12 protein-coding genes and 1 pseudogene are annotated in these 14863 nt (G+C 71.1%); 5 read left to right on the top strand and 8 right to left on the bottom strand.

Annotated elements, in window-relative coordinates:
* Positions 1-308 precede the first annotated feature (308 nt).
* Positions 309-1307 carry a phosphotransferase family protein gene (locus OG562_RS22270; RefSeq protein WP_266400453.1) on the top strand — a complete coding sequence of 333 codons (999 nt, stop codon included), beginning with the start codon at positions 309-311 and terminating at the stop codon, positions 1305-1307.
* Between the two features lie 65 nt (positions 1308-1372).
* On the opposite strand, the gene OG562_RS22275 is transcribed toward OG562_RS22270, so the two are convergent.
* The 3 genes from OG562_RS22275 to OG562_RS22285 all read right to left on the bottom strand — a co-directional run bounded on the left by OG562_RS22275 (position 1373) and on the right by OG562_RS22285 (position 4451).
* On the bottom strand, positions 1373-3055 hold the full coding sequence (locus OG562_RS22275; RefSeq protein ID WP_266400456.1) for a GMC oxidoreductase: 1683 nt from the start codon (positions 3053-3055) through the stop codon (positions 1373-1375).
* Between the two features lie 141 nt (positions 3056-3196).
* A complete protein-coding gene (locus tag OG562_RS22280; protein WP_266400459.1) occupies positions 3197-3718 on the bottom strand; it encodes a DUF5990 family protein in 522 nt (173 codons plus the stop codon).
* 73 nt (positions 3719-3791) lie between these two features.
* Entirely contained in the window at positions 3792-4451 is a 660-nt protein-coding gene (locus tag OG562_RS22285) for a TetR/AcrR family transcriptional regulator (RefSeq protein ID WP_266400460.1), read from the bottom strand.
* Between the two features lie 100 nt (positions 4452-4551).
* Between OG562_RS22285 and OG562_RS22290 the strand changes: the two genes are divergently transcribed.
* Complete coding sequence (locus OG562_RS22290; RefSeq protein WP_266400462.1) at positions 4552-5607, top strand: medium chain dehydrogenase/reductase family protein; 1056 nt, start codon at positions 4552-4554, stop codon at positions 5605-5607.
* Positions 5608-5704: 97 nt separating this feature from the next.
* Complete coding sequence (locus OG562_RS22295; RefSeq protein WP_266400465.1) at positions 5705-6175, top strand: hypothetical protein; 471 nt, start codon at positions 5705-5707, stop codon at positions 6173-6175.
* Positions 6176-6182: 7 nt separating this feature from the next.
* On the opposite strand, the pseudogene OG562_RS22300 reads toward OG562_RS22295, so the two are convergent.
* Positions 6183-6736 (bottom strand): annotated as a pseudogene (locus OG562_RS22300) (hypothetical protein).
* Here OG562_RS22300 and OG562_RS22305 point away from each other — a divergent pair.
* Entirely contained in the window at positions 6735-9773 is a 3039-nt protein-coding gene (locus tag OG562_RS22305) for a SpoIIE family protein phosphatase (RefSeq protein WP_266400468.1), read from the top strand. The pseudogene OG562_RS22300 and the gene OG562_RS22305 sit on opposite strands and share 2 nt — an antisense overlap.
* On the opposite strand, the gene OG562_RS22310 is transcribed toward OG562_RS22305, so the two are convergent.
* A complete protein-coding gene (locus OG562_RS22310; protein WP_266400470.1) occupies positions 9770-10171 on the bottom strand; it encodes a nuclear transport factor 2 family protein in 402 nt (133 codons plus the stop codon). The genes OG562_RS22305 and OG562_RS22310 overlap by 4 nt on opposite strands.
* A gap of 83 nt (positions 10172-10254) precedes the next feature.
* Between OG562_RS22310 and OG562_RS22315 the strand changes: the two genes are divergently transcribed.
* The gene (locus OG562_RS22315) at positions 10255-10770 is read left to right on the top strand and encodes a helix-turn-helix domain-containing protein (protein ID WP_266400473.1); all 516 of its coding nucleotides are present in this window, start codon (positions 10255-10257) and stop codon (positions 10768-10770) included.
* Here the strand turns inward: OG562_RS22315 and OG562_RS22320 are convergent.
* The 3 genes from OG562_RS22320 to OG562_RS22330 form a co-directional block, all read right to left on the bottom strand.
* The gene (locus tag OG562_RS22320) at positions 10746-11468 is read right to left on the bottom strand and encodes a phosphate ABC transporter ATP-binding protein (protein WP_323187660.1); all 723 of its coding nucleotides are present in this window, start codon (positions 11466-11468) and stop codon (positions 10746-10748) included. The two genes, OG562_RS22315 and OG562_RS22320, sit on opposite strands and share 25 nt — an antisense overlap.
* 299 nt (positions 11469-11767) lie before the next feature.
* Positions 11768-12658: a sortase gene (locus OG562_RS22325; RefSeq protein ID WP_266400476.1), complete on the bottom strand. Its 891-nt coding sequence runs from the start codon at positions 12656-12658 to the stop codon at positions 11768-11770.
* 120 nt (positions 12659-12778) lie between these two features.
* Positions 12779-14761: an Ig-like domain repeat protein gene (locus OG562_RS22330; RefSeq protein WP_266400479.1), complete on the bottom strand. Its 1983-nt coding sequence runs from the start codon at positions 14759-14761 to the stop codon at positions 12779-12781.
* Positions 14762-14863 lie beyond the last annotated feature (102 nt).

The following is a 14863-nucleotide window of genomic DNA, read 5'->3' on the forward strand; positions in this document are numbered from 1 at the left end:
AATCTATGGTCGATACAGGAACGGCCAGGTTGGGATGATCTGCGGCATCGCCGCACCAGTCCGGCGGCGACAGGGCCATGGTAGCCGTTCCGACCTTGGAGGGACGGGCCGTCTCACGGGCGACGGGAAGGCCCTGGATCGCCTCCACATCGACATGCGGGGGACCCGGTCACGGTGCCTCTGTGCGGGCCATTCCGCGGACCCTGTGGATGCCGTGAAGCGGGCCGGAGGAGAGGCCCGGTCCTCATCCTCGGTCAACTCCCTGTAGTAGTAACGGACTTGTGTGAATCGGCACTAGCATGCGCCGGATGAGGAGCCTGATCAAGCGCGTACTGAGCCCGGCCGCCGTAGAGAAGCGACTGCTGGAGTCGACGGGAGTCGGCTGGCGAGTGGAGCGTGAGCTGACCGACGGCTGGTTCAACGCCGCCTATCTTGTCGTCGCGAGCGACGGGAGCTCGGCGGTCGTGAAGATATCCCCGGCCGCTGACGCTTCCGTTCTGCGGTACGAGCGCGGAATTCTGGACACCGAGGCGATGTTCTACCGCCGGGTAACAGAATGGGGTGGTGTTCCGACCCCCGAGTTGCTGCATGTGGAGCCCGACTTTCTGCTGGTATCGACGCTGGAAGGGGACCCGTGGAGCAGAGTGGCGGAGCGGCTTCCGGATGGCGCGCGAGGAATGCTTCTACGTGAAATCGGAGGCGTTGTCGCCAGGCTGCACGCCCTGACGTCGGACGAGGGCCGGTTCGGGTGTCCCGCTCCCCAGGCCGGCTTGTCCTCGAGGGATTGGCGCACGGCCTTCACCGCCATGGTGGAGGCGATCCTGGAGGACGCCGAGAGATGGGAGTCCCCGCTCGGCGTCACCCGAGCGGAAGTGCTGGGTTTCCTGGAGGCGGGAGCGAACGCACTCGACGAGGTCAGACGCCCCAGCCTTGTGCACTTCGATCTGTGGCCGGGAAACATATTCATAGCCACTGGATCCCCATCCGGCGGGGATGCGCCACGACTCGTCGGCATCATCGACCATGAAAGGGCCTTCTGGGGGGATCCGGTGGCAGAGCTGGTATCGCTGGAGATATGCGGAGACATCGGTCCGGGCAGCGATTTCCTTTCCGGATATATCGACGGCGGTGGCAGGCTGGAGTTCACGCCTGCCACCCTCGGTCGGTTGGCCCTGTATCGCCTGTATTTCTGTCTCATCCTGGTCGTCGAATGCGGGCCGCGTGGATACACCGCGGAACATCTGGCGTGGTGTCGCGCCAAGCTCGATGCGGCCGTCGGAGAGCTGCGCGAGCTCACTCGTCTCTGATCCGGATCGGTCGAGGGTGCCGCGCCGGCATGCAGGTCACCGGCGGCCGTTGACGATCGGGTCGGTCAGAAGATGCGGCCGAGGTCCTCGCGGACGATGGTGCGCATGCTGTGTTCGGCGAGGGCGGCGATGGTCATGGACGGGTTGCAGGCGCCGGTGGAGCCGGGGATCCGGGCGCCGTCCAGGACGTAGAGGCCCTGGTGGCCGAGGACGCGGCCGGAGAGGTCGACCGCGTCTCCCATGGGGACGCCGCCCAGCGCGTGCCAGGTCGAGGGGCCCTGGGCGTCGGTGTCGAGCATGATGCCTCCGCCGGCCGCGGCGATGGCCTGCATGCGGGCCGCGATCAGCTGTTGCAGCGCGGCGTCGCCGGAGGACGGCCAGGTCAGTACGGCGTCGTCGCGGTCCGCGTCGTATGCCCAGGTGCCCGCCGCGTCGACGATGCCGAAGCCGACGACGGTCATCGCCTTGAGGCCCTCGACCTGGACGGGCGACCCCGCGTGGACGAGGGTGAGGGGGATGGGGCTGTCCGGGGCGTGTCCGCCGACGCAGGCCGGGCCGCCCTGCTGGGTCCCGATGTCGCCGTCCATGCCGATCCAGGCGTAGATACGGTCGCCGTTGTTGCCCCACCGTGTGCCGATCGCGTCGGGCAGGTCGGGGACGAGGCCCTTGGCGCGCGCCTTGACCAGGAGGCGGGTCGTGCCGGGGGAGCCGGCGTTGAGGAACACGGCGTCCGCGGTGATCCGGATCCGTTCCAGGACCGTGCCGGCGGTGTCGATGCGGTCGACGGACAGGATCCAGCGCTGGTTCGAGCCGTTCGAGCTGTTCGCGTCCAGGGCGAGGTCGCGCAGCACGTGCAGCGGAGCGACCCGGACCAGACCGGTGGTCTCCGCCTGGGCGAGGTAGGTGACGTCGACGGAGTGCTTCCCGCCGTTGTTCACGCCGAAGGCGATGTCGCTGGTGGTGTACGTCGGCTCGTACCGGCCCTGCAACTCGCCCCGGACGTAGCTCCAGTCGACGGGCAGCGGCACCTTGAACGGGGTCAGGCCCGCCTGGGGGACGACGTCCTGGAACAGCCGGGAGGACTTGTAGGCGTCCGTGGCCAGGATGTCGTAGGGGATGGTGGAGATGCCCAGCATCCGGGCGACGGTGGGGTAGGCCCACTGGTTCAACTCGTCGTAGAGGTCCGCCGCGAGCGGCAGGGACATGGCGAAGTTGGCCTTGGTCGGCTGGAGGGTCATGCCGTGGTACATGATCGAGCCGCCGCCGACCGCGGCCCCGCACATGGCGGTCATGCCGTTGCCCTCGACCGCTTCGAGCACCCCGGTGAAGGGCGTCCACGTCTTCTCGACGTTGCCGACGATGCTGTGGTCGGTCAGCCAGGCGGAACGGTTGTCCATGTTTCCGAAACGGCAGAACGTGGTCGCGTTCGGGCCGGTACGCCAGCGCAGTCCGCGCTCCAGGACGAGGGTGGACACCCCGGCCTGGGCCAGCCGTAACGCGGTGACTCCACCGCCGAAACCGGTTCCTACGACGACGGCCCGCTCGCGCTGCTCGGTCACGGCGACGGGGGCCGAGGACGCGGAAGGCGTCGTAGACGCCGATGAGGTCGCTGCTCGCGCCTGGTCGGCGCCGGTCAGGGAACCGCCCAGGGCGGCCGTGGCGACCGCGGTCGCGCCCAACAGTCTGCGGCGGCTGATGCCGGGAGCGGGAGCGGGAGCGGAGTGGGGGGAGGAAGCATGCTCGGACATGAGACTCCAGCCATGATCTGTCGACCCTGGGCGGGGCGGTTCTGCACGGCCACGGCCACGGCCCGGACGCCGGGAGCGTAGCGCGGTTGAACATGTCCTTGTCAATATAGGGAAATAGAATTCTCGGAGTGGAGAGGGCTCTTACCCAAGCGTGCGCTCGGCGGGCCACGGCTCGGCGGTCCACGTGATGTGCGGGGGCTCGACGCGTGCGCACAGGGGGCCGCCCGTCGCGTCGGTCAGGCCGAGGCGTCCGACCAGGAGACCGTCGTGTGCGGCGGCGGCGAGTACGTCGGCGGGGACGGCGTCGATCATCAGCTTGGCGCGGCGGAACATCGTGAAGACGCCTGCCTCGTCGACCGTGCCCCACGACAGATAGACGAACCGTCGGCCCAGCCGGTCCTGCACATAGGGGCCCTTGACGTCGACGCCGGTCGGCGAGGCGCTCGTGGTGCACTCCAGGGTCCAGGTCGCGGACGGGGCGTCGCCGGGCTGTGGTGCGAGGAGTTCGGCCGGACGGTCGCGACGCTGCACGGCGACGTGGACGTTGCCGTACGTGGGGAGGGCGCCGTCCGAGGAGAGGCCGCCGTCCGAGGGGACCCTGGCGTCGGCAGGGGCCGGGCAGGTGCGGCCGGGCAGGTCGACGGCGTCGATACGGATGCGCATGCCGGTCATCATCCGGCATTCATCCTTCGGCGTTCATCCTCCAGCGTTCATGTCCGGCATCCACGTCCGGCGCTCACTCCAGCTCGGCGGCGAAGAGGAGGGCGGGGTCGAAGCCCATCCCGGTGAAGTGGCCCGCGAGTTCCAGGGACAGGACGCCGTGCAGCCGGGTCCAGAAGGTCAGGGCCCGGTGCAGAACGGCGGGCGGGGCGGGGTGGCCGGCCGCCCACTCCCGGTGGTCCTCGAGGTGCGCGTCGAAAGGCGTTTCGAGGCCGTCCGGGGTCGGATCCGGGGCCGGGGGCTGTGCGGCGCAGGCGTCGAGCAGCATCGCCATGATCTCGGCGGCGATCGCGGTGATGTCGTCGGGCGCGTGATAGCCGGGGACGGGTGTGCCGTAGACGAGGAAGTACCGCTGGGGGTCCGCCAGCGCCCATCCGCGCAGGGCGTGCCCCAGCCTGACCGGGTCGGCGTCGGCGGAAGCGGCGGCGGTCGCGCGGAAGGTGTCGGCGAGACTGCGGTACGCGTCCCTGATGAGCTCGGTGATCAGCTCGTCGCGGCTCGCGAAGTACCGGTAGAGCGCGGGGCCGCTCAGGCCCATCTGCTTGGCGATCGCGTTGAGGGAGAGCGCGGACGCGCCCGCCGTGGCGAGCTGCTCCCAGGCGTGTTCCTTGATCTCCGCACGGACCTGGGCGCGGTAGCGCTCGCGCGGGGTCTCCGTGCCTGCCGTCTCCACCATGGTTAGAGGTTATCACTGGAGTTATTGACAGTCGCAGAGTCGGTGAGTTACAACTTCTAACGAACGCGATAGTCGGAAACTCGCCGCTGTGGAGGTCGTCATGAACGCCGAAGGACGCACCGAGGGACTCGTCGAAGAACTCGTCGAGGTCGTCCTGCCGGGCAAGGTCGAGCCGGAGGGGCTGCGGATCCGGCACGGAGTCGTCCCCGCCCCGGGCCCGGGACAGGTCGTGATCCGGATGGAGGCGACCGGCGTCTCCTTCGCCGAGCAGCAGATGCGCCGCGGCCGCTACTACGACCAGCCGGCCTTCCCCTTCGTGCCCGGCTACGACCTGGTCGGCGCCGTGGTGGCGACCGGCGAGGGAGTCGAGCCCGGCCTGTCCGGCGCCCGGGTGGCCGCACTGGTCAAGGTCGGCGGCTGGGCCAGCCATGTGCTCGTCGAGGCGGCGGACGTGGTGCCGGTGCCGGACGGGGTCGACGCGGCGGAGGCGGAGGCCCTGGTCGTCAACGGCGTCACCGCCTGGCAGATGCTGCACCGCAAGGCGCGGGTGCGGGCGGGGCAGACGATCCTGGTGCACGGCGCCAACGGCGGGGTCGGCTCGGTCCTCGTCCAGCTCGCGCACGCCGCCGGCGTCAAGGTGATCGGCACGGCGTCCGCCCGCCATCACGACGCCCTGCGGGAACAGGGTGTGACCCCTGTCGACTACCGCACCGAGGACGTCGCCGCCCGGGTCCGTGAACTCGCCCCCGGCGGGGTGGACGCGGTCTTCGACCACGTCGGCGGGCGCAGCGTGACCGACTCCTGGCGTCTGCTCGCGCCCGGCGGCACGCTCGTCTCCTACGGCAGCGCCTCCACCCGGGACGACGAGGGCTCCAAGCAGTGGCCCGTGCTCAAGCTGCTCGGCCGGGTGTGGTGGTGGAACGCGGCGCCCAACCGTCGCCGCGCCTACTTCTTCAACGTCTGGGCCGGGCGCGCCCTGTCCAGGACCCGCTTCCGGGCCCGGCTGCGCGCCGACCTCACCCAGGTCTTCGCCGCTCTCCAGCGCGGTGACGTGACTCCGCAGATCGCCGCCCGACTCCCGCTCGCCCGCGTCGCGGACGCCCTGCGGCTGGCCGAGTCCGGCACCGTCGCCGGAAAGATCGTGCTGAACCCATAGAAACCCGTGAGAAACCCCGCTGCGGGATGTTCCAGGCAGGGTGCTTCAGGCAGGATGCTCCCGGTGCCGGGAGGCCGGCGGAGAGAACGGAACGTTCATGAGCGGCCTGATCAGGCAGTTGCGGGTCTCGCTCCTCGTCGTCCTCGTCCTCATGGTCCCCGACCTGCTGCTGCGGGAGATACCGCGCGGACTGTGGTCGGGGAACGTGCTGGCGGACCTGGGCGGCTGGGCCCTGTCGGCGGTCGTCGTCTGCGCCCTCGTGGCCGCGGTGCACGCCGCGATCTACGGCGCGGCGCACACCGGGCGACCCGGGGCGGGCGAGGCGCGCGCGGTCCGGGCCGGCCTGCTGATCCTGCACGTCTTCGACCTGCTGCTCGGCTGGCCGCTGTGGACCAAGGGGACGTGGCACGTCGTCGTGGCCCTCGTGCCGCTCCTGGTGACCGTCGTGACCTGGGTCTGGTCGCGGTCGCGGGGAGAGACGGCGGAGATCGCGCGGAACAGGGCCCTGCTCTTCGGGATCCTGGCCGTGCCGCTTCAGCTGGTGGGAGTGGCGGTTCTCGTCGCGTAGCCGACCGCTAGTGAGAAGCTCCCGACCGGTCCGACCGGGACTTCATCAGTGGTTGGACACGCGTGCCGAAGGCCTCGATGCCGTCGAGGAAGTCGTCGAAGACCAGCATGACCCCTTGGTGCCGGTGACCTCGGCGACCTCGGCGAGCATCCTCGCGACGGTCTCGTACGAGCCCACGAGCGTGCCCATGTTGAAGTTCACCGCGCCCTCGGGCAGCACGTTGGTCCGGGCGGTGGAGGAGTCGTCGTCGGTGGTGTCGGTGGCCGATTCCCCCGCCATGTACGCCAGCGCCGCGAGGTCGGCGTTGTCGTGGTAGTCCCGCCACTTCGCCTGGGCGGCCTCGTCGGTCTCGTCGGCGATGAACTCGGTCTCGCCGCCGAACCCCCTGAGCTTGATCATCGACAGGGCGAAGTCGAGCCCGTGCTCCTCGGCCTTGCGCACGATGGCCTTGTTCAGCTCGAAGGTCGGCAGGTACTGGGGAGAGCTCTTCGAGATGAGCCAGCCGTTGTTGCCGGCGACGGAGTGCCTTGGTTGAGCGGAGAACGTTAGAGTCGATCGTATGAACGCACGGCTGGCCTTGCTCAGCACGGTGGATCCCGGGGTTGCGGAGAGCGAGGTCTTCCGGCTGGCGCTCCAGCACGCGGTGGGAGAGCTGGGTGCGCTGGGGGGAACGATTCACCTGCGTGGCCCCATGTCAGCGTTGCGTCTGGTGTCGGTGACCGGTCTTCCGCCCGCCCTCACCCGGTCCTGGGAGATCGTCGACCAGGAGGGCCCGCTGGCCCCGGCCCGCGCCCTGCACCAGGGCAGCGGCGTATGGGTTCCGCTGCACTCCACCGAGCCCGCCGCCTCCGTACAACCGGCTGCCCTCGCCGGCCTCGCGGATCCCGCCGGTCGCGTCGATCCCTTCGTTCCCGCGGCGCAGACGGCGGCCGCGGACATCGCCGTCTGGCCCGGCACCGGTCTGGCCGCCCTCCCCATGTTCAGCGGGGACCGCAGCATCGGCGCGCTCACGGTGCTGACGGGCGACCGGGGCGAGCCCACCCCGCAGCAGTGGGACTTCCTGCGGGCCGTCATCGCCTGGACCGAGGAGCGGATGGCGCAGGCGCCGCCGCCGTCCGGCCCCGCCCAGCCGGAGCTGAGCAGCGAGCGGCTGCGGCAGGCGCTGAAGGAGGTCAGCGTCGGCTCCTGGGACTGGGACATCCGCACCGGCGACCTGATCTGGGACGAGGCGGCCCTGGAGCTCTACGGCACCCGGCCGGCCGACTTCACCGGCAAGATCGAGAACTGGATGCGGATCGTCCACCCCGACGACCTCGCGCCGACGCTCGGCGCGGCGCAGCAGGCCATCCGCGACCACACGGTGTACGAGGCGGAGTACCGCGTACGCCGGCTGGACGGCACGTACGGCTGGACGCAGGCCCGCGGCCGGGCGACCTACGACGGACAGGGCGAGCCCCTGCGGATGATCGGCGTGGGGTGGGAGAGCAACGAGTCCCGTTCCGCACGGGACGCGCTCAGCCGGGCCCTGCGCCATATGAGCGACGGCTTCCTGGCGGTGGACGACGAGTGGCGGATCACCTTCGCCAACCTGGAAGCGGAACGCACCCTGGGCCTGTCCGAGGAGGAGCTGTTCGGGCGGGTGCTGTGGGACCTGCCCTCCGCACGGGAGCTGGCGGGCCTGGAAATCGGGTGCCGCAAGGCCGCGGCCGACGAGCAGTCCACCAGCTTCGACGTCTATATGCCGGGCGTGGGGCCGGGGCGGCGCTACCACGTGCGGCTGGTCCCGGGCCCCGACGGCCGCACCCTCTACTTCACCGACGTCACCGACAAACGCCGTCTGGAGGAGGAGCGCCGGGCGGCCGAGCGCGCCGCGTCCGACCGGGCGGCCCGGATGGCGGAGCTGACCGCGGCGCTCGCCAAGGCGACGACCTCACGGGACGTGGTGGACGCGTTCGCCCGACGGGTGCTGCCGCCGTTCGCCGCCGCCGGACTCCTGGTGCAGGTCATCGAGGACGACCGGCTCCACTACGTCGGCGCGACCGGCTACCCGGACGATTTCCTCCAGCGCATCAACTACCGGCCCCAGACGCCCGGCGACCCGGCCTGGGACGCGATCGAGGCGGGCACGCCGCTGTTCCTGTCCTCGGTGCGGGAGTTCACCGCGCACTCGCCCGACCTGGCCGACCTGGCCGAACTGGTGCGGCTCAGCGGCAAGGAGGCGTGGGCGTTCCTGCCGCTGACCGCCTCCGGCCAGACCTTCGGGGTGTGCGTCGTCGCCTTCGACCGCCCGCGCCGCCTCACCGACGAGGAGCGCACCCTCCTCGCGACGATCAGCGCCCTCCTCGCCCAGGCCCTGGAACGCGCCAGGCTCTACGACGCCGAGCACATCCGCTCCCGCGAACTCCAGCGCAGTCTCCTCCCCCGGGGCCTGCCCACCGTCCCCGCCTGCGAGGCGGCCGCCCGCTACCTCCCGGCCGGCCAGGGCATGGACGTGGGCGGCGACTGGTACGACATCATCCCGCTCTCCAGCGGCCAGGTCGCCCTCGTCGTGGGCGACGTCATGGGCCACGGCCTGCCCGAGGCGGCCACCATGGGCCGGCTGCGCACCGCCGTCCACACCCTGGCCGACCTCGAACTGCCCCCCGACGAGATCATGAGCCACCTCAACGACATCGTCGGCGGCATGGGCGAGGAGTCGTACGTGACCTGTCTGTACGCGCTCTACGACTCCACCACCCAGGTCTGCTCCATCGCCCGCGCCGGGCATCCGCCGCCGGCGCTGGTGCACCCCGACGGCACCGTGCACTTCCCGGAGCCGGCCGCCGACCCGCCGCTGGGCGCGGCGGAGCCGCCGTTCGAGACGGTCGAGCTGGCGGTGCCCGAGGGCAGCCTGCTCGTGCTCTACACCGACGGCCTCGTCGAGTCGTCGAAACGCGAGATCGACGAGGGCATGGCGGAGCTGTCCCGGCTGTTGCGCGCCGCCCACGAGGAGGGCGCCGACGCGGATCTGGACGGTCTCTGCGACATCCTGACGGCCGGTCTGCTGCCCGCCGAGCACCAGGCGGCCGACGACGCGGCGGTCCTCGTCGCCCGGCTGCACGCCCTGACCGGCGACCGGATGGCCTCCTGGCAGCTCGCCGAGGACCCCAAGGCGGCCGGCCAGGCCCGCCGGCACGTCCGTGAGCAGCTCTCCGTCTGGGGCCTGGACGACCTCGCGCCCACCACGGAGCTCCTGGCCAGCGAGCTGGTCGGCAACGTCGTACGCCACGCCAAGGGCCCGGTCGCCCTGCGCCTTCTGCACGGCGCCGAGCTGACCTGCGAGGTCTTCGACGGCAGCCTCACGATGCCCCGCATCCGCCGCGCCACCGACACCGACGAGGGAGGCCGCGGCCTACAACTGATCACGGCGCTCTCGCAACGCTGGGGAACGCGTTACACGGCGACGGGAAAGTGCATCTGGACCGAACAGCCCCTCCTCGACCCGGACGGCCCGCAGGACGTGCCGCCCGACCCCCTGGACCTGATGTTCCTCGACACCCCGGATTTCGACGGCGACTTGGACTCGCTGCCCTTCGACCTCGACGACGAGGACCGCTAGGGCTCGATGACGAGGCTTTCGACGAGGTCGCCGTGCAGGGTGAATTGGTAGCGCAGGTCGACGGCGCCGCCGGGGAAGTCGCCTTCGAGGTGCTGCACGGCGACGAAGCGGGTCGCGTCGGTCTGCTGGGCGTCGATGAGTTCCACGGTGTACGTGAACTCGCTCGCCGCACGGTCCAGCCAGCCCTCGATCGCCGCGATGCCCTGATACGTGTGTCCGTCGTCGACCACGGTGGCGTCATCGGCGAACGAGGCGACCGCGGCGGCGGTGTCATGGGCGCGGTGCGCCTTCAGACAGCGGGTGATCACCTCGGGCAGCGCGTCGGGGGCGATGGCCCGGGGCTGACTCCGGGGCTGACTCGGGGACTGACTCGGGGACTGATTCCGGGGCTGGGGCATGGCGGTCCCTTCGCTTGTGACGGTTGCTGCTAAAATAGAAGCAACTGACTTCGACTTTAGCAGCAACTGAGGAGATGGTGGCGATGGCGAGTCGCGTCAGGCTGGAGGACCGGGAGTGCCCGCTGTCCACCACGGTGCAGCACGTCGGCGAGTGGTGGACGCTGCTGATCCTCCACGACGCCTTCGACGGCTACACCCGCTTCGACCAGTTCCAGGAGAGCCTGGGCATCTCCTCCAGCATGCTCACCACCCGCCTGAAGACCCTCGTGGCGGACGGCCTGCTGGAGCGCAGGCCGTACCAGACGAACCCCGTACGCCACGAGTACGTGCTGACCGACCTGGGACGCTCGCTGCGCCCGGTCGTCGTGGCCCTGGCCGCGTGGGGCAACTCCCGCCTCGCACCGGAGGAACGCAGCATGATCCTCGTGGACGCGCGCAGCGGCGAGGAGGTCGAACCCGCGGTCGTCGACGCCGGAACCGGCCGCCGCCTCGACGACAGCGACGCGTACGTCTTCACGGCGGGCCCGGCCGCGAGCCCGGCCATGCGCGACCGCTACGCGGACCGGCCGCCCGCTCAGCCGAAGCGGCCCGCCACGTAGTCCGCCGTCCGCTGGTCCTTCGGGGCGCCGAAGAGCCGCTCAGTGGCGCCGGACTCGACGATGCCGCCGGGAGTGCCCTGTTCGGCCAGGAAGAAGGCGCACCGCTGGGAGACGCGGGCGGCCTGCTGCATGTTGTGGGTGACGATCACGACGGTCACCTGGCCGGCCAGTTCCTGGATGGTCTCCTCCACGCGGCGGGTGGAGGTGGGGTCCAGGGCCGAGCACGGTTCGTCCATCAGCAGGACCCGGGGCCGGACCGCCAACGCCCTCGCGATGCACAGCCGTTGCTGCTGGCCTCCGGAGAGCGCGCCGCCCGGCTGCCGGAGGCGGTCCCTGACCTCCTTCCACAGGCCGGCGCGGGTCAGCGACTCCTCGACGAGTTCGTCCTTCGTACGGCGGTTCGCGCGCGCCCCGGTCAGGCGCAGGCCCGCGACCACGTTGTCGTAGATCGACATGGCGGGGAACGGGTTCGGCTTCTGGAAGACCATGCCGATACGGCGGCGGGCGTCCGTCAGCCGCCACGACGGGTCGTAGACGTCCTCGCCCTCGAAGAGGACCTCGCCGCCGAACCGCGCGGCCGGGATCAGCTCGTGCATCCGGTTGAGGGTGCGCAGGAACGTCGACTTGCCGCAGCCGGAGGGGCCGATGAGGGCGGTGACCTGGCCCGCGGGCATCGTCAACGACACCCGGCTGAGCACCTGGTGACCGCCGAACCAGGCGGAGACCGACCGGGCTTCAAGGGTGGCGGGGGAGACGCCGACGGGGGCCGCCGCCGGGGGCAGGACCACTGTGTCGGTCACCGTGTCCGTCTGCGGGCCGGTCGCCGCGTCGGTCACCGCGTCGGCCCCAGCAGCCCCATAGGCCCCATCCGCCTTTTTGATCACATCAGTCACTTCGGTCACGTCAGTCGCGTCAGTCGCGTCAGTCGCGTCAGTCGCGTCAGTCACTTCGGTCACTTCGGTCACGGCGGACACCTCACGGTCCTTCTCGAGCGCGGTCACAGCAGGTTGGGCAGGAGCTCGGTGGTGCGGGTGGCGACCTGGAGGCCGAGGACCGCGACGACCGGGGCGAAGACGATCCACGTCTGGTGCCGGCCCCAGCGGTGCCAGGTCCATACGGCGGCCACCGAGGCCAGGAGCAGCGCCTGGAGCCACATCACCAGCGGCCACGGCACTCCGGAGGGGCGGGCGAGGGGCTCCTCGGAGTCGGGCAGCGTGCCGGAACGGATGACCGCGGCCGGGGTCCGGAACGGCGCGGAGACCAGGTCGGCGTCGACGCGCAGGACACCGGACGGGACGAAACGGGTGCCGGTGGCGGTGACCAGGACCAGCCGGCCCTTGCCGGAGGCGAGCGGCGCGGGCGCCGGGTCACCGGCCCGTCGTACGCTGCTGACCTGGTACGTCGCCTTGCCCTGGCCGGTCGTCACGGTGAACCGGTCGCCCTGCGCTAGGGAGGCGAGGCGTCCGAAGGGGCCGCCGTAGGCGGCGGCGCGGCCCAGCAGCACGCTGGTGCCGGTCTGGCCGGGCATCGGGGTGTCCCGGCGGTGGCCGGGGCCGTCGGTCAGCACGGTGGAGTCGGTGCCCTCGAGGACCACCTGCGTCATCCCCAGCCTGGGGACGGCGATCAGCGCGACCGGCGTGCCCGGCGCGAGCAGCCGGCCGTCCTGGTCGGTCTGGGCCACCGGGGCGGTGCCCAGCGCGAGTCGGCCCCGCAGCTCGTCGAACGCGGCGTGCTGTGCGGCCCGTTCCTGCGCGCCGCTGACCAACAGCAGCTGTGCGGTGATGCCGAGCAGCAGGGCGGCGAGGGCGAGCAGGCCGCCGCGGGCGAGGTGGCGGACGGCGGTGACGCTGGGGACGCGGGGGAGCGTCAGGGTTACGGCGACCGTCACGGCGGCCCGCCTCCTTCACAGTCAGGGGCCGGGGCCGGGGAGACGCTCCCTCACGGGTCTCCCCGGCCGCCGGACTCGGGTGCATCACATGGAGCAGGTGGATCACATGGAGCAGGTGGATCAGGTGGACTTGATGACGAAGTTGGCGCCGTTCTTGGCGCTCACCGTCGTCGAGCCCGCGTAGGAGGCGTGCAGGGTGTGCCGGGCCTTGCTGAGCTTGGGCAGGGTGACGGTGACCTTGCCGCCGCTCAGGGTGCCGGTGGCGATCACGCGGGAGCCCTCGTAGATGCGGACCGTGCCGGTGGGGGTGGTGCCGGTCGCGGTGACCTTGACGGTGACCTTGGCGCGGGCGGTGTGCTTCACCGAGGTGGGCGCACTGGTGGAGACCGCCGGGGACGCCTTGGCGACCTTCAGGGAGACGGTCGTCGAGGAGGAGTTGAGCTGGGCGCTGCCGCCGTAGGAGACGGTCAGGCTGTGCGTGGCGACCTTGAGGTGGTTGGACAGGCTGACGGTGACCTTGCCCGCGGAGCTCAGGGTGCCGGTGCCGAGGGTGGTGGAGCCCTCCTTCACGGTGACCTTGCCGCCGGGGACGACGGAGTGCGAGCCGGTGACGGTGACGGCGACCTTCGGGGCCTTGCCGTACGCGGTCGTCGCGGTCGTCGCCTTGACGGTGCTGGCGTACTTGACCGCACCGGTCCAGGTGGCGGCCGTACCGGTGCCGACGAGGTTGTTCGCGGTGACCGTGGCGGTGTAGGCGCCGGTGGCCAGACCGGTGAAGGAGTACGACCTGGCGGTGGCCGGCAGGTCCTTGGCGGCGACGACGGCGCCGTCCGAGCCGGTGAGCGTGACGCGGTAGTCGGTGACGGGCAGGGCCGTGCCGGTGCCGCTCGGGGTCCAGTCGAGCTTGACGCTCGCGTCGCCGACCGTGGTCTTCAGCGTGGGCTGGGCGGGCGCGCTGGAGGTGTTGGACGGCTCCAGGCCGCCGACCCTGGCGTGCTTGGCCAGGTTCACCGAGCCGTTGTACGACTCGTTCAGGAAGCCGAAGTCCGCGATGACCTCCTCGGCGGCGTCGGAGGCCGTGGCGGCCTCGTGGTCGCCGCTGGTGACGAAGACGTCGTAGAGGTCCTTGTCGAAGAAGATGCTGGTCGGGTCGATCGCCCGGCTCGGCACGACGTTGTAGACGTCGCGGCCGAAGGTGGCGTTCTCGTAGTAGTGGGTGACCGGGGCGAGTTCGCCGTTCACCGTGCTGACCGGGTTGGTGACGCCACCGGTGTCGCCGGGCAGCTGGACGCTCGCCAGGTGCGCGCCCGCGGCGACCGCGACGGAGCTGAAGTCGGGGGCGATGTGGTTGTTCTGCGCGATCCAGCTGCCCACCGAGAACGGAACGAGTGCGCCGTCCTGGGTGAGGGCCGCGTTGGCCTGGTTCTCCTGCGCGGTCGGCAGGGTGGTGTCGACCTTGTCCTCCGTCAGGCCGATCGCGGCGAGGAAGAACTTGCGGGTGCCGGAGTTGGCCTGCGGCAGGACCGGGTGCAGGGTCTGGCCGTTCAGGGTGCGCACGCCGCCGGACTTGTAGATGTCGAACAGCTGCTGGGCCGTCAGCGTGTCCAGGCCGGAGCCGCGGACCGCGATGCCGACCGCGTCCCGCGCGAACGGGATGTAGGTCAGGGTGTTGCCGGAGGCGCTCGGGCCGCTGGAGGAGCGGGCGAAGTCGACCTGGCCGGTGAGGACGGGGTCGCTCGCGGTGGGGAAGTTGACACCGGTCAGCGCCGCGCTGAGCGTCTTGAGACCCGCGCCCGAGCCGTTGGGGCGGACGAAGGACGGGCCGCCCGAGCGGGTCTGGACGGTGGCGGAGCCGATCGCGTCGTACGAGGCGACGCGCGCGCCGGATGCCGACTTCACGGCCGTGTCGCCGTAGTTCTTGCCGTTGACGGTCTCGCCGGCCAGGGCGTTGAGCACGTCCTGGGTGGTGTCGGAGCCCACGCCGACCAGCTGGCGGAAGGTCCCGGCGGGGGTGGGGTCGGCGTACGCCGGGCTCGCGAGAGCCATGCCGCCGGCCACCACTGCGGCGGCGACCAGGGCCGCCGTGGAGCGCGTTCTGCGCATCGAGAGTCTCCGTGACTGTGCGAAGGGGTGCTTCGGGGGTGGATCTGGCAGGGTGGTGCGGGCCGTCCGCCCCGACTGTCCTTCGGGGCGGGCGGCCGTCTG

Origin of the sequence: Streptomyces sp. NBC_01275 (assembly GCF_026340655.1) — a bacterium.
Taxonomy (GTDB): Bacteria; Actinomycetota; Actinomycetes; order Streptomycetales; family Streptomycetaceae; genus Streptomyces.

Coding starts and splice junctions, on each gene's coding strand:
- OG562_RS22270 (WP_266400453.1), top strand. CDS start 309: ATGAGGAGCCTGATCAAGCGCGTACTGAGCCCGGCCGCCGTAGAGAAG.
- OG562_RS22275 (WP_266400456.1), bottom strand. CDS start 3,055: ATGTCCGAGCATGCTTCCTCCCCCCACTCCGCTCCCGCTCCCGCTCCC.
- OG562_RS22280 (WP_266400459.1), bottom strand. CDS start 3,718: ATGCGCATCCGTATCGACGCCGTCGACCTGCCCGGCCGCACCTGCCCG.
- OG562_RS22285 (WP_266400460.1), bottom strand. CDS start 4,451: ATGGTGGAGACGGCAGGCACGGAGACCCCGCGCGAGCGCTACCGCGCC.
- OG562_RS22290 (WP_266400462.1), top strand. CDS start 4,552: ATGAACGCCGAAGGACGCACCGAGGGACTCGTCGAAGAACTCGTCGAG.
- OG562_RS22295 (WP_266400465.1), top strand. CDS start 5,705: ATGAGCGGCCTGATCAGGCAGTTGCGGGTCTCGCTCCTCGTCGTCCTC.
- OG562_RS22305 (WP_266400468.1), top strand. CDS start 6,735: ATGAACGCACGGCTGGCCTTGCTCAGCACGGTGGATCCCGGGGTTGCG.
- OG562_RS22310 (WP_266400470.1), bottom strand. CDS start 10,171: ATGCCCCAGCCCCGGAATCAGTCCCCGAGTCAGTCCCCGAGTCAGCCC.
- OG562_RS22315 (WP_266400473.1), top strand. CDS start 10,255: ATGGCGAGTCGCGTCAGGCTGGAGGACCGGGAGTGCCCGCTGTCCACC.
- OG562_RS22330 (WP_266400479.1), bottom strand. CDS start 14,761: ATGCGCAGAACGCGCTCCACGGCGGCCCTGGTCGCCGCCGCAGTGGTG.